This window comes from Flavobacterium psychraerolatum (genome assembly GCF_025960985.1).
In the GTDB taxonomy this organism is placed as follows: domain Bacteria; phylum Bacteroidota; class Bacteroidia; order Flavobacteriales; family Flavobacteriaceae; genus Flavobacterium.
On sequence record NZ_JAOQMX010000001.1, the window covers coordinates 102,424 to 117,340 of the forward strand.

General features: G+C 35.2%; 10 protein-coding genes and 1 tRNA gene. 6 read left to right on the forward strand and 5 right to left on the reverse strand.

The genetic code is table 11. From position 1 onward, the window contains the following. Nucleotides 1–20 precede the first annotated feature (20 nt). Nucleotides 21–95 (forward strand) — tRNA-Val (locus M2326_RS00545). A gap of 123 nt (nt 96–218) precedes the next feature. Here the strand turns inward: M2326_RS00545 and M2326_RS00550 are convergent. After that, nucleotides 219–1,502, reverse strand: a complete 1,284-nt coding sequence (locus M2326_RS00550) for a UDP-N-acetylmuramoyl-tripeptide--D-alanyl-D-alanine ligase (RefSeq protein ID WP_264617611.1) — start codon at nt 1,500–1,502, stop codon at nt 219–221. 66 nt (nt 1,503–1,568) lie between these two features. Then, nucleotides 1,569–3,245 carry a gliding motility lipoprotein GldJ gene (gene gldJ / locus M2326_RS00555; protein ID WP_264617612.1) on the reverse strand — a complete coding sequence of 559 codons (1,677 nt, stop codon included), beginning with the start codon at nt 3,243–3,245 and terminating at the stop codon, nt 1,569–1,571. Nucleotides 3,246–3,452: 207 nt separating this feature from the next. On the opposite strand from gldJ, the gene porU reads away from it, so the two are divergent. The 5 genes from porU (at nt 3,453) to M2326_RS00580 (ending at nt 11,843) form a co-directional block, all read left to right on the forward strand. Continuing rightward, complete coding sequence (porU, locus tag M2326_RS00560) at nt 3,453–7,304, forward strand: type IX secretion system sortase PorU (RefSeq protein ID WP_264617613.1); 3,852 nt, start codon at nt 3,453–3,455, stop codon at nt 7,302–7,304. 39 nt (nt 7,305–7,343) lie between these two features. Further along, complete coding sequence (gene porV, locus M2326_RS00565; RefSeq protein WP_264617614.1) at nt 7,344–8,501, forward strand: type IX secretion system outer membrane channel protein PorV; 1,158 nt, start codon at nt 7,344–7,346, stop codon at nt 8,499–8,501. A gap of 74 nt (nt 8,502–8,575) precedes the next feature. Continuing rightward, nucleotides 8,576–9,058 (forward strand): cytidine deaminase, encoded by a 483-nt coding sequence (gene cdd, locus M2326_RS00570; RefSeq protein ID WP_264617615.1) that lies wholly within the window; start codon nt 8,576–8,578, stop codon nt 9,056–9,058. A gap of 143 nt (nt 9,059–9,201) precedes the next feature. Then, nucleotides 9,202–10,200, forward strand: a complete 999-nt coding sequence (gene pdhA / locus M2326_RS00575) for a pyruvate dehydrogenase (acetyl-transferring) E1 component subunit alpha (RefSeq protein WP_264617616.1) — start codon at nt 9,202–9,204, stop codon at nt 10,198–10,200. An 8-nt stretch (nt 10,201–10,208) separates the two neighbouring features. Further along, nucleotides 10,209–11,843: a dihydrolipoamide acetyltransferase family protein gene (locus tag M2326_RS00580; RefSeq protein WP_264617617.1), complete on the forward strand. Its 1,635-nt coding sequence runs from the start codon at nt 10,209–10,211 to the stop codon at nt 11,841–11,843. Nucleotides 11,844–12,068: 225 nt separating this feature from the next. Here the strand turns inward: M2326_RS00580 and M2326_RS00585 are convergent, their stop codons facing one another. The 3 genes from M2326_RS00585 to M2326_RS00595 all read right to left on the reverse strand — a co-directional run bounded on the left by M2326_RS00585 (nt 12,069) and on the right by M2326_RS00595 (nt 14,864). Further along, nucleotides 12,069–12,647, reverse strand: coding sequence for a hypothetical protein (locus tag M2326_RS00585; RefSeq protein ID WP_264617618.1), 579 nt, complete (start codon nt 12,645–12,647; stop codon nt 12,069–12,071). 52 nt (nt 12,648–12,699) lie between these two features. Continuing rightward, nucleotides 12,700–13,938, reverse strand: a complete 1,239-nt coding sequence (locus M2326_RS00590) for a glycosyltransferase (protein ID WP_264617619.1) — start codon at nt 13,936–13,938, stop codon at nt 12,700–12,702. A gap of 212 nt (nt 13,939–14,150) precedes the next feature. Next, nucleotides 14,151–14,864, reverse strand: coding sequence for a pyridoxine 5'-phosphate synthase (locus M2326_RS00595; protein WP_264617620.1), 714 nt, complete (start codon nt 14,862–14,864; stop codon nt 14,151–14,153). Nucleotides 14,865–14,917: the final 53 nt, after the last annotated feature.

Genomic DNA, 14,917 nt, shown 5'->3' on the forward strand with positions numbered 1-14,917 from the left:
GATAGCGACCTAGTAAAATAGGGCGATTAGCTCAGCTGGTTCAGAGCACCTCGTTTACACCGAGGGGGTCGGGGGTTCGAACCCCTCATCGCCCACAAAACTTCAACAGAAATGTTGGAGTTTTTTTTTTGGACTAATTTCTTCCAAATATTTGAAAAAAGACCAAAAAAAAAGCCATTTCAAATAAACGAAATGGCATATATATTTTTAAAAAAACCTTATAAGAATTCAAGCGTTCGCTCTAATGCCATCCCTCTTGACCCCTTAATCAATAACATGCTATTTTCAAATTTTAATTCTTTAAAGGCTGCAGCAAAACATTCAAAGTTTTGATAGAATTCAAAATTAGATTTTTCGATCTTATTCCTAAAGAAAGCTTCCCCAACGAAATAACACTTCACATCGTTGGTAATAACAGCCGACTCAACAATTGCCTTATGCTCTTGTAAACTTTCCTCACCAAGTTCAAACATATCCCCAAGAACCATCACTTTATTACCACCATCAAGTTGTACAAAATTTGCAATAGCCACCGCCATACTACTTGGATTAGCATTATATGCATCCAATATAATTTGACTTGAACCTTTAGTCAACAACTGAGACCTATTATTCTCCGGAACATATCCTTCTAAAGCTTCTTTTATAGCCAAATCTGCCACTTTAAAATACTTCCCTATCGCAAGTGCTGCATTTAAGTTATTAGCATTATAAAGCCCTATCATATTTGATTTAATAACCACATCATCAAATACTATTTCAACAAAAGGATTTGCGTTAACAGAAGCTATAGTAATATCAGCACACTTTTTTTGAATCCCAAATGAAAAAGATCTTAAACCCATACTCTTATCCACTTGAATAGGGTCTTCTAAATTCACAAAAGTAAGTCCATTCGCTTTATTAAGATATTGATACATTTCACTTTTTCCTCTAATCACTCCTTCAATCCCTCCAAAACCTTCTAAATGGGCTTTACCGAAATTGGTGATATATCCAAAGTTCGGCATAGCGAGCTCACATAAAAAAGCAATTTCTTTTTGGTGATTTGCTCCCATTTCAACAATACCTATTTCCGTTTCCTTAGTAAACGAAAGCAAAGTCAAAGGAACACCAATATGATTATTAAAATTCCCTACAGTAGCCTTAGTTTTAAACTTTCGAGCCAAAACAACCTGAATTAATTCTTTGGTAGTTGTTTTCCCATTACTTCCAGTAAGCGCAACAATAGGCAGATTAAGATAAAGTCTATGGAATTTTGATAACTCTTGCAAAGCAATCAAGCTATCTTCAACTATAATAGTTCTTTCGTCGATATAATAACTATCATTATCAATTATCACATATGACGCCCCTCTATCTAAGGCTTCTTTTGCAAAAGTATTAGCATCGAATCGCTCTCCCTTAATAGCCACAAACATCGAATTCAATTCAATTTTACGGGTATCTATCGAAACCGAACTACATTTTAAAAACAAATTATGAATTGCACTAATATTCATTTCAAAAGGATTTAAAAACATAAAAGCCCTAATCAAAGGGCTTTTACAATATTATATATTTTTAACTTAATTTCTAGCTGACTTCTTTTTATTTGACTTCGGACCAACTCTAGACATTGCACATCTAAACCCAATAAAATCTGTTGCCATATCTTGCGGAAAATATCTTCTTTGCGCTGGATCCAACCAATACGCTCTATCTCTCCAAGAACCACCTTTGTAAACTCTTACTTCATCATTTACTAATGTTGTTCTTTTACTAGACTTATCAAATTTTCTTTCCATTTGACCCAAACTATCTGTAGTTACATTATGCTTAGGAGAGTTATACATTTTCCTACCATCTTTAGTATCATTCGATTCTGAATTTCCGAAGTTATAATAGATAGAAGATTGCTTATCACCATCTCTATAATTTACATTATTACTCTTATCAAAATTTTGTCTCAAATAAGTTTCTTGCTCATCAACAGGAACTTGAGCGATTTGACCTGGAAAATTTCTAGAAATAATTTTACCATTACTCAAAGTATCGTATTTGATATTATCTTTAGTAACAATTGAAATTTTACCGTCTTCACCAATTTTGTTTTTGGTATACATATTACCTCTATAGTAATTAAAGTCATTTGCTTCGTTATCAATGATCGGTCTATAAACATCTGCTACCCATTCCGCAACGTTACCCGCCATATCATACAAGCCAAAATCATTTGCTGGATACTGTTTAACAGCATTAGTAATATCAGCACCATCATCAGACCATCCTGCAATCCCACCGTAATCACCGTTACCTTGCTTAAAGTTAGCTAACTGATCCCCCTTAGTTTGTCTTTTACCTGAACGTGTATAACTACCCGACCAAGGATATTTTTTTTGCCCTTTATAAGTATTATATTCTCTTTGTCCAACATCTGCAGCCGCCGCATACTCCCATTCTGCCTCAGTAGGCAAACGGTATTCTGGCAAAATTAGCCCTGAACTACGTTGCGCATAAACATTTGTTGCAGGAGTAGCCGCATTAGATCTTGAAGACACTTTACGGCCTTTAGTTCTTTTTAATGCAATTTCCTCATTTTTACCACCATAAGTAGAAGTTGGAGAATCAATATAGGTTTCAGTACTGAATAAACTTTCACCATCTACCTCATCTGATTTTGCATTTTTCTTTAAATAACCATTTTTCTCTAAAATCGCTTCATTCACACGATCTGTTCTCCATTTACTAAATTCCACAGCTTGAATCCAATTCACTCCAACTACAGGATAATTAGCATATGCAGGATGCCTCAAATAATTATTAGTCATGGTTTCATTATACCCCAATCTATTTCTCCACACTAAAGTATCTGGAGAAACTCCAGTATAAATATGTTTATAACTTTCATCAGTTGGAGGAAAAACTTTTTTCACCCAGTCCAAGTACTCTAAATACATGAAATTTGTTACCTCCGTTTCATCCATATAAAAGGATTGTACATGTTGCTGAGTTGGTGTATTATTCCAATCGTGCATTACATCGTCCTGTACCTTACCCATGGTAAAAGTTCCTCCTTCAACAAAAACTAACCCTGGACCAGCAACTTGTGTCTTACTGCTTCCAGCTTTCTTACCGCTTACATTCCATCCTGTTGCTCTTGAAGAACCATTAGAACTTGATTTTTTGCTACAACTAGAAAAACCTACCACAACAATTGCAAATGACAAAACAAACTGTAAAATGTTATTTTTAACTACTTTCATACTCTTTTATAAGGTAATAATTTAAAGTGGTGCAATATAATAATTAACCATTAACGCACAACACCATTAATAAAAAAATTCACGACTCAAATTTTAATATATTCTACAAATCAAACGCAAAAATATACTATTTATTATTTATTTTCATATTAATTGATTTATTTTTACCCTTAAATATTAATTAAACCAATCCAATTTAGTACAAAAATGAAAAAATTACTTTTTTTATTCATTCTTTCGTCTAGTTTCATTTTATTTTCTCAAACTAAGGGAGAAATCTCGATCAGCTGGCTTGACAAAACTGAAATGAATTATGGAACAACAAAAATAAATATACCGCAGTTTTCTGGAAATAACTTCAGGTATGATACTAGCAACAAAACCATCGATTACACTCTACCTCTACCAGAGAACATACGTTACGATGATAATTACACTCAAATAACGAATATCCAATACGAGGCTATCGCAAATGAACAATTAGGTCAGCTTGACCTCAAAAATATCCCTAATAAAATAACAACTAAGATTATAACAACTCTATCAAGAGACATAACTCAGTCGTTTCTTTCAATATCACCAATTATCAAAGATGGATTTGGATATAAAAGAATAACATCCCTTACTTACATTCTATTTCCTCAAAATGAAATTAGAACACTGTACAAACAAACGTCTAAAACTAGCACCACGAAGGCAATTACAAATTCTGTATTAGCAAATGGCGACTGGTATCGATTCTATGTTGAAAAATCGGGTGTTTATAAAATCAGTAAAACATTTTTACAGCAACTAGGTTTAAATCTGAATACTGTTGACCCAAAAAAAATAAAAATATTTGGTAATGGAGGAAGGATGCTCCCATTATCAAACAAAATATACTATCCAAACGATCTAACAGAAAACGCTATTCAAATTATTGGCGAAGACGATGGTAAATTTGACAATGGAGACTTCATACTATTTTATGCTGAAGGTACTGACACTTGGAACGTAGAGAGCAACACCTTTGTGAATCTTTTTGAAAACAAGTCCTATTATTATATAACCACACAAGGAGATAACGGAAAACGAATCCCTGAAGAGTCACAACCAACCGGATCTTCAACATTATCCATAAGTACATTTGATGATATTCAATTTCACGAAGTTGACCTCTATAATATCGCCAATATAGGAAGACAGTGGTTTGGAGAATCATTTGAGATAAAAAACATTCAAGAATTTTCATTTGACTTTCCTAATATTGAAACAACAGTACCAGTATCCATAAAAATAGCCGCTGGAGCCGCAGCTTTTACCCCAACATCTTTCAGAATACAAGCAAACGAAATAGAGGTTGGATCATTAAATTTAGCCCCATTAACCACTACCAATACCGATATCCAATATACTTATAACGACTTTAGCGGTACCTTCACAGGGAAAGAAAACATAAAAATAAAACTTACCTTCGATAACAATAGTGTAGCAGGTTCTAAAGGCTACCTTGACTACATTCAACTTTCCGCTACAAGAGAACTAAAATCCAATGGCAAGCAGTTCCAATTCCAATACAATGCTGCAGCTTCTAAATTAGGAATCGCCCAATATACTATATCAAGTGCAAAAACAGTATCAGAGATCTGGGACATCACTGATATATATAATACGACTAAATATACCAATCCAAATTTAGATTTATTTTCTTTTAAAGTAAATCTAGGGGAAACCAGAAAGTATATGGCGGTTGACACAGCCGACTTCTTAACACCTTTAAAAGAAAACAATACTAACGTTGCGAATCAAGACATTAAAGGAACAGTTTTCAATGATGATAAAGGCCAATTTCAAGATATTGATTATGTAATTATCGCACCTGCTTTCTTAGTAAATCAAGCCGAAAAACTTGCTGCTTTTCACCGATCCTATTCTAAACTAAATACAAAAGTCATAACGTTAGAAAAGATATACCAAGAGTTTTCCTCGGGTAAGCAAGATATCGCTGCTATTCGAAATTGCGTAAAATATATCTTTCAAAACAGCTCCACCTTTCCTGTCCGAGACAAATGTGTAAAATATGTCAATCTTTTTGGAGATGCTTCTTATGATTATAAAAGCAAAGTAGCCACAAATACAAACATTGTACCTATTTATCATGCGTTGCGAGGCAATACCTTAGGTGAGTCTTCATTTGCTTCAGACGACTTTTTTTGTTATATGGATGAAGACGAAGGTAATATCACCAATTCTTTTGGAGGAATCGATATTGCAGTAGGAAGAATGCTAATAGCAGACAATAAACAGGCCGAAGAAATGGTTAACAAAGTACTCGAGTATTACGACACCAGCTCTTATGGAAGTTGGAGAAATAATTTCATGATGATTTCTGATGATTCAGACAAATCATCAGATGCTAGTTTACAATTTAGGCAAAATAGATTATCAGACACAATCAGCAGTAAAAAACCTTTTCTAAATGCAGATAAAATACTATTAGATTCGTACACTCAAGAAACATCAGCAGGTGGTAATCGATATCCAAAAGCAAGAACAGATTTATTCAATGCCTTTGAAAAAGGAGCCTTGTTTGTAAACTACTTAGGACATGGAGGAGAAGACGGCCTTTCTGGAGAACGAATTTGGGAAAAATCAGATGGGCAAAACTTAAGTAATCAATACAAATACCCACTTTTTGTGACGATAACTTGCGACTTTTCTCGCTTTGACAACCCAAACAAGCCAACTGCTGGTGAATTTGTATATTGGAACCCAAAAGGAGGTGCCATTGCGATGATAACAACCATTCGTTCGATTTCTCAAACCCCAGCCGAAAACTTCAATGACAACCTCTTCTCCTATTTACTATCTTATGATTCAAACCAATACACATCAATAGCAGAAGCATTACGACTAGCAAAAAACCACACCCCTAGCTCTTCCTCAAATGTTGTTTTTTACATAGGAGATCCAGCACTTACATTAGCAATACCTAAACCTACCATTTTATTAACTAAAGTAAATGACGTACCTATTACTGAAACATTTGATAACTTCAAATCTTTATCAAAAATGAAACTAACAGGTGAAGTGAGAGACGAAAGTAATAATTTACTTTCAAGCTACAATGGTGAGGTTTCTACTAGAATCTTCGATAAAACAATCACAAGAACAACACTGAACAATGATGGATTTAGTCCACCAATAAATTTCAACATGTTGGGGGAATCAATTTTTAGAGGAAATGCAACCATCACTAATGGACAATTTGAATTTAGTTTTATCGTGCCTCGTGATATCCGAATCCCTTTAGGCAATGGAAAAGTCAGCTTTTACGGAACAAAAAATCTAGAACTAGAAGATAAAGCAGGTCAAAATACAAGTATCATGATTGGAGGAGTAAATGAAGATGCTCCTGAGGACAATATAAGTCCAATTGTAAAGTTATATATGAATGATGAAACGTTTGTCTCTGGCGGAATCACCAACTCATCTCCAATTATACTTGCTATATTAGAAGATGAAAATGGAATAAATACCGCAAGTGGAATAGGACATGACATCACAGCAGTTTTGGACGGTAACGAAAGTGCACCTTATGTATTAAATGATTATTACCAAACCAATTTAGATGATTACACCAAGGGATCATTACGATTTCCACTACGTGATATTGCACCTGGATTGCATACAATTACATTTAAAGCCTGGGATGTATACAATAATCCTACCATAACAGAAATTCAATTTTTAATGGTAGGGGACGAAGCAATAACATTAACCAATGTTCTTAACTACCCTAATCCATTTGTAAATTATACTGAATTTTGGTTTACACATAATAGACCTTTTGAACCTTTAGAAGTTCAAATTCAAGTGTACACAATAACTGGAAAAGTAGTTTGGACAAAAAACCAAATTATCACAACAGATGGTTTTTTATCGAAAGAGATAACATGGAACGGAAAAGATGATTTTGGAAATAAAATAGGAAAAGGTGTTTACGTTTATAAATTGACCGTCAAATCAAGCCTAACGAATAAAAAGGCTGAAAAAATAGAAAAACTTGTTATACTTTAATAAAATACTATATTTGTCAAATAAATTTTTATGTTAAAAATGAAAAAAATAATACTTTTTACTAGCTGTTTACTAGCATTTTGGAGCGGAAAAGCTCAATACAACAATGTAATAACGACAGGAGTACCATTTTTAATGGTTTCAGCTGACGCAAGGGCTGCAGGTATGGCTGACATTGGTGTCGCTACATCATCAGATGCTTTTTCTCAACAATGGAATCCTGCTAAATATGCTTTTGCTACAGACCAACAAGGTGTTTCTATAAGCTATACTCCCTATCTAACTGATTTGGCAAATGACATTGCACTTGGGCAACTTACCTATTATAATAGAATAAATGAACGCTCAGCTTTTGCAACTAGTTTACGTTATTTTAGCTTTGGTGAAATTGAACTCCGACAAACCGGAGACCCTAATGAAGTAACTAGAAAAGTATCACCTAGTGAATTAGCTCTTGACGGATCCTATTCTCTTAAATTAAGTGAAACTTTCTCTATGGCAGTAGCCGGAAGATATATTCGCTCAGCTCTAAAAGTACCCGATGTCAATAATGATGCAACGGCCGCAAGTACCTTTGCAATAGATATAGCTGGTTTTTATCAATCGGAAGAAATGGCCTACAACGATTTCAACGGGAGATGGAGAGGTGGATTTAACATTCAAAATTTAGGTCCAAAAATCAGTTATGACAATAATAACCTTAGCTCGAACTTTTTACCTGCAAACTTAAAAGTAGGTGGTGGTTTTGATTTTATTTTTGATGACTATAATAAAGTAGCCCTTAATTTAGAATTCAACAAATTATTAGTTCCAACACCACAATTTGCAAGTACCGATACACAAGCAGAAACAGATCAAAAAAAAGAAGATTACCGCAACATCAGTTGGACTTCTGGAATTTTCAAATCTTTTGGAGATGCTCCAGGGGGCGTAAGTGAAGAATTAAAAGAAATAACATATGCTGCAGGTGCTGAGTATACCTACCAAGATTCGTTTGCAATGCGTATGGGCTATTTTAACGAAAGCGCCATGAAAGGTAATAGAAAATATTTCTCATTGGGTGCAGGATTCAAATACACCACAGTTAAAATTGATGTTTCCTATCTATTTTCTGCATCGAAAATAAAAAATCCATTAGAAAATACGTTACGTTTTTCTCTTACACTAAATTTTGGCGATAAATACGAAGAATATTAGTCTCTAATTTCACAAATTATAAAAAATCCAAATTTCTTTAAAATGAAATTTGGATTTTTTTTATATCTTTAAGCATGAAAAAAATTAGCATAAATACTGAATTTACGGTATTTGAAAACATTCAAGAAATACCACAAAAAACACAAGAATTACTAGAACTAGCAATTGCCATTAGAAAGAAAGCATACGCTCCTTATTCCAACTTTAGAGTTGGAGCTGCACTACTGTTAGACAACGGGAAAGTAGTTTTAGGATCAAATCAGGAAAATGCAGCATATCCATCGGGACTATGTGCAGAAAGAGTCGCTATTTTTCAAGCAGGAGCATTATATCCAGAAGCAATAATTAAAATGATTGTTATTACTGCAGCATCGGATCAGAATACAACAACAACTCCTATCCCTCCTTGTGGTGCCTGTAGACAATCTATTGCTGAATATGAAATTAGACAAAATACTGATATAGAGATTTATTTCACAGGAGAAACAGGTGATATTTACAAGTCAGATTCGTTAAAAAACCTACTCCCATTATTATTTAACAAAAACATGTTGTAATAATACTAAAAATGAGCATTAAAATTTTAGTTCTTAACTCTAATGTTCTATTTTTGCAATTCGCAATTCTGTACCATTACACTATTTTGCGACAAGATCACAATTGACAATACAATAAAAACTTTAGCAAAAGAATAATCTAGATGAAAGAAGTTACAAAAGAGGTTTATTTGAAGTGGTACGAAGACATGCTACTTTGGAGAAAGTTTGAGGACAAACTTGCAGCATTATACATTCAACAAAAAGTTAGAGGTTTTCTACACTTGTATAATGGTCAAGAAGCAGTATTAGCGGGTGCATTACATGCAATGGATTTGACTAAAGATAAAATGATTACTGCTTATAGAAATCACGTACAGCCTATCGGTATGGGTGTTGACCCAAGAAGAGTAATGGCAGAACTGATGGGAAAAGTAACAGGTACTTCCAAAGGTATGGGAGGATCAATGCATATTTTCTCAAAAGAACACCGTTTTTATGGCGGACACGGTATTGTAGGTGGACAAATTCCTGTAGGAGCCGGATTGGCTTTTGGAGACAAATACAATAATACTGGCGGAGTTACCATGACCTACTTTGGAGATGGAGCTGCCCGTCAAGGTTCTCTACATGAATCTTTCAACATGGCTATGTTGTGGAAACTACCTGTAGTTTTCATCGTTGAAAACAACGGATATGCTATGGGAACTTCAGTTGAGAGATCTGCAAATCATACAGATATCTGGAAACTAGGTCTAGGATACGAAATGCCTTGTGGACCAGTAGATGGAATGAACCCTGTAAAAGTTGCCGAAGCAATGACTGAAGCTATTGATAGAGCTCGTCGTGGTGATGGACCAACATTTTTAGAAATGAAAACGTACCGTTACAGAGGACACTCAATGTCTGATGCACAATTGTATCGTTCTAAAGAAGAGGTTGAAGAATACAAAAAAATTGACCCAATTACACAAATATTAGACGTAATTAAGGATAAAAAATACGCTACAGAAGAACAAATCGCTGCAATTGACCAAAAAGTAAAAGACAGAGTTCAAGAATGTGTTGACTTTGCTGAAAGTTCTCCTTACCCAGAAGTTCAACAATTGTATGATGTAGTGTACGCACAAGAAGATTATCCATTTTTACCTCATAAACTATAAAATCAATTATGGCAACAATTATAACAATGCCTCGTTTGAGCGATACTATGACGGAAGGAACGGTAGCGACTTGGCTTAAAAAAGTAGGTGACAAAATAAGCGAAGGGGATATCCTTGCTGAAATTGAAACTGACAAAGCAACAATGGAATTTGAGTCTTTCAACGAAGGAACTCTTTTGTACATTGGAATTCCAGAAGGAGAAACTGCTCCAATCGACTCTTTATTAGCAATCATCGGTGAAGAAGGTGAAGATGTTTCTGCACTTATTGCAGGTGACGCTACTCCCGCTGCTGCTGAAGCTCCCGCAGCTACTGCTGAGGTTACAAAACCAACAGAAACTAAAACTGCTGCTGCTGCTCCAGCTGCATTGCCAGAAGGAGTTATCGTAGTAACGATGCCTCGTTTAAGCGATACTATGACAGAAGGTACTGTTGCAACTTGGTTGAAAAAAGTAGGTGATGTTATTGCTGAAGGTGATATCCTTGCTGAAATCGAAACAGATAAAGCGACAATGGAATTTGAGTCTTTCAACGAAGGAACTCTTTTATATATCGGAATTGAAGAAGGCGATTCTGCTCCTATTGATAGTTTATTAGCTATCATCGGGCCTGCAGGAACTGACATCTCAGGAATTGCACAAGGTTTCACTGCTGGAGGATCTGCTCCTGCTGCTGCAACTGAAGAAGCTAAACCTGCTGCCGCTGCACAAGCTCAAGAGCCTGCTACTACTGTCGCAACTGATGGTGGAAGAATTTTCGCCTCTCCTCTTGCTAAGAAAATCGCAAGTGATAAAGGTGTTAATTTAGCACAAGTTAAAGGTTCAGGTGAAAATGGACGTATCGTGAAAAGCGATATCGAAAACTTCACTCCTGCTGCTGCTGCCGCACCTGCCGCACCTGCTCCTGCAAAATCTGAAGCTCCTGCTGCTGCCGCACCAAAATTATTCGTACCTGCTGGAGAAGTAGTTACCGAAGAAATTAAAAACTCGCAAATGCGTAAAATCATTGCGAAGCGTTTGGCTGAATCATTATTCACAGCACCTCATTACAACTTAGTAATCGAAGTGACTATGGATGATGCAATGAAATCTAGAGTTACCATCAATAGCTTGCCTGATACAAAAGTATCCTTCAACGATATGGTAATAAAAGCTTGTGCATTAGCATTGAAAAAACACCCAAAAATAAACTCACAATGGTCTGCTGATGCAATTACAATCAATCACCATGTAAATATTGGTGTTGCTGTTGCTGTAGAAGACGGATTGGTTGTTCCTGTATTGAAATTCACGGACGCTATGAGTTTATCTCAAATTGGCGCTAGTGTAAGAGATCTTGCTGGAAGAGCTAAAAACAAAAAACTAGGACCTGCAGAAATGGAAGGAAGCACTTTTACAGTTTCTAACTTAGGTATGTTTGGTATCACTGAATTCAATTCAATTATCAACCAACCAAACTCTGCAATCCTTTCTGTTGGAGCAATTGTTGAAAAACCAGTTGTTAAAAACGGACAAATTGTAGTAGGAAACACTATGATGCTTTCACTAGCTTGCGACCACCGTACGATCGATGGAGCAACTGGAGCACAGTTCTTACAAACATTGAAACAATACATTGAAAACCCAGTTACTATGCTTGCATAATCTCTGAGTCATTACAATAAACAAACCCCGTTAGGTCTGACTTAACGGGGTTTTGTGTTTTATAATTTGATCAAAATTAGGAGCAGAAAATTTGTTTTCATCAGAAAGTTGGGCTCCCGCTTTACGCTGTATCTTGTGGGGGCAAAAGCCAAGCCCCCACAAGGATGCCGCTTCAATCGGGGCTAAATTAGCGCGATTTCGTTCACAAACCAAAGCAACAAAAGTTTAGAAATTATATCCAATTTTAGCTTGAATATCAGCATAATTTTTTAAATGGTCACAATTACAACCACTCGATTTACTAAAAATAGTATAGTCAAGTCCAAATCCAGCGGAAAACTCATAACTAAACTTCTTTGCAAAACTGCGTCTGATACCAAAGCTAGGAAGTACTCTAATAGTATTAACGATTCGGATATTATCATCCGATTTATAAATCGGAAATCGATTAGCATTAAAAGAAGTCTTCAAGGAAAAGAAATTAGAGCTATTAAATCCAATATTTCTACCCAAACGATTTCTTCTGTCTATTCCATAATAAAAGCGTGGTTCAACTACAAAACTGAAAGGTATAATGGTGCCAGAGATCCTAGTATCTGGTGCAATATCATATCTATAAGTCATATAATCAGCAGCTAATTCGGCACGAAGAGCCCACTTTCTATCCATTTTAAATTCATAAAAGATATCTGCTTTTATAATTCCAAGCTCAACACCGTAGATTTTATCTTCAACGCTAATCTCTTGTGCACCAGCAGTTATACCTAATAAAAGAAGTAACAAACCAAAAGTAATTTTTTTCATATAACAGTTTTAGTATTCAACTGCAAAAATATATTTTATTGATAATAAAAACCTATTTTTTATTTTTTTCTTCAATCCATCTTGACATGTATTTTGTACTATTAAAACTATGATGTTGCAAAAGGTTACCGAAAAAATTAGTTTTCCGGTGTTGGAACAAATTGACTAATAAATTTGATATCTGTGTTTTGAATTGGGATTCAAAAAGACTTTTATCATAACATTGGGTAATGATTTCAACTCCATACTGTTGTGATTGAAGCCAAAGTTTTTCATTATTGTACAATTCAACCATTTTCTGAGCAAAAAGGTCTACATCGTTTTCTACAAAACCATTCCAAGGCAAATCCTCGTGCATAGCTTCTGCACCAATGGCTGTCGTTACTGTTGGGGTTCCATATTGCATCGATTCGACCAGTTTTCCTTTTAACCCTGCACCAAAACGCAAAGGGGCTACTAAAACCCTAGCTTCGGAAATAATTTTTTGAGCATCTACAGCACGTCCTTGAACATGAAATCTTTGTTTTGGGTTATGAAGTTGCAAGACTTTTTGTGATGGATAAGCACCATAAATATGTAGTTCAGCATCCGATTGTTGCTGTTTTATAAGCGGCCAAATCGTCTCTTTGAGATACTGAACTGCATTCCAATTGGGTTCATGCAAAAAATTACCGATAAATACATAATTCTTTCTTTGATCGAAAGGAACAAAATTCGAAATAGCATTAGTATCTAATAAAAATGGGAGATAAAACAATAATTTCTCATCCACTTTGAAGACAGATTCTAAAACATACATTTCAAATTTGGAAATTATTAATGATAAATCACATCTTAAAATACTAGCAATTTCACGTTTAGAAACTTCTTCTATTAATAAATCATCGATTTCAAAAACTCTCTTTTCTTTGAAAGCTTTTTGCCTGGCAAGACGCAAACAGTGTAAATCTTCGGTATCAAGCAATCGTAAAGCTTGTGGGCAATTTTCGGCTACGCGCCATCCAAATTGCTCTTCCATCATGAACCGATCAAAAAGAACGATTGTTGGATTTAATTCTTTTATGTATTCATCAAAAGAGGAACAATTGAGTTTGATGTTTTTTTTCTCGACTTTATAATCCTCAAGATTAACCATGAAATCGCTATCCATGGCTGGACTCGAAAATATAACGTGATATCCTTCTTCCTGAAAACAAGTAATGAGTTGCAACATTCGGTATCCCGCAGCAGAGGAATTGGGTTCTGGCCAAACTGAACCTATAATTAAAACTGTATTGCTATCTTTTTCCATTAGTGTGAAATAAGTGTATTTTGATGAAAAACCATTATTATGAAATACGTTTAAACTTGATATTTCGAAATAACCTCTGGAATAGAAAAAGATTTACCCTCGTGATTCTCGCGTGAGGGATTGAAGCGGTATCCTTTTTGGGCTGGCTTTTTGCCAGTGTAAAAAGATATAGCTGAAAGCCCGACCCGCTTTTTCTGCGGGTCACGCCCCAATTATTTTAATTTCTGCAAGTACATATTCACTACATTTTCGAGACCTAAATATAAGGACTCTGCAATTAATGCATGACCTATAGACACTTCTAATAATCCTGGAATATTTTGTTTAAAAAACTGAATATTATCCAAACTCAAATCGTGTCCAGCATTGATCCCAAGATCCATTTCTATTGCCAGCTCAGCTGCTTTAACATAAGGATCAATCCCCTTTTTATTCCCCAAGCTGTATTGGTGTACAAAAGCTTCGGTGTACAATTCTATTCGGTCAGTTCCTGTCAATTTGGCTCCTTCTATCATATCGAGTTGTGGATCTACAAAAATCGAAGTACGAATGTTGTTCCGCTGAAACTCCTGAATCATCTCGGTTAAATAGGCTTGGTGCTTTACTGTGTCCCAACCTGCAGACGAGGTAATGGCACCGATAGCATCTGGAACTAAAGTCACTTGTTCGGGTTTACACTCTAAAACCAAATCGATAAAATTGTGTTGAGGATTTCCTTCTATATTAAATTCAGTATACACGACCGTTTTCAGGTCACGTGCATCCTGATACCTAATGTGACGTTCATCTGGACGAGGATGAATAGTGATACCTTGGCCTCCAAATTTTTGAATATCTGTGGCTACTTTTAGCAAATCTGGCACATTACCACCACGAGCATTTCGTAAAGTTGCTATTTTATTAATATTTACACTTAACTTTGTCATTGGAATACTTTTTGTTTCATTATTATTAAACAATAATGAGTACAAAAATACAA

What these genes read in the sequence shown, in the direction of transcription:
- porV (WP_264617614.1), top strand. Translation starts at nt 7,344, where the DNA reads ATGAAAAAAATAATACTTTTTACTAGCTGTTTACTAGCATTTTGGAGC.
- gldJ (WP_264617612.1), bottom strand. Translation starts at nt 3,245, where the DNA reads ATGAAAGTAGTTAAAAATAACATTTTACAGTTTGTTTTGTCATTTGCA.
- M2326_RS00585 (WP_264617618.1), bottom strand. Translation starts at nt 12,647, where the DNA reads ATGAAAAAAATTACTTTTGGTTTGTTACTTCTTTTATTAGGTATAACT.
- M2326_RS00590 (WP_264617619.1), bottom strand. Translation starts at nt 13,938, where the DNA reads ATGGAAAAAGATAGCAATACAGTTTTAATTATAGGTTCAGTTTGGCCA.
- porU (WP_264617613.1), top strand. Translation starts at nt 3,453, where the DNA reads ATGAAAAAATTACTTTTTTTATTCATTCTTTCGTCTAGTTTCATTTTA.
- M2326_RS00550 (WP_264617611.1), bottom strand. Translation starts at nt 1,502, where the DNA reads ATGAATATTAGTGCAATTCATAATTTGTTTTTAAAATGTAGTTCGGTT.
- cdd (WP_264617615.1), top strand. Translation starts at nt 8,576, where the DNA reads ATGAAAAAAATTAGCATAAATACTGAATTTACGGTATTTGAAAACATT.
- M2326_RS00595 (WP_264617620.1), bottom strand. Translation starts at nt 14,864, where the DNA reads ATGACAAAGTTAAGTGTAAATATTAATAAAATAGCAACTTTACGAAAT.
- M2326_RS00580 (WP_264617617.1), top strand. Translation starts at nt 10,209, where the DNA reads ATGGCAACAATTATAACAATGCCTCGTTTGAGCGATACTATGACGGAA.
- pdhA (WP_264617616.1), top strand. Translation starts at nt 9,202, where the DNA reads ATGAAAGAAGTTACAAAAGAGGTTTATTTGAAGTGGTACGAAGACATG.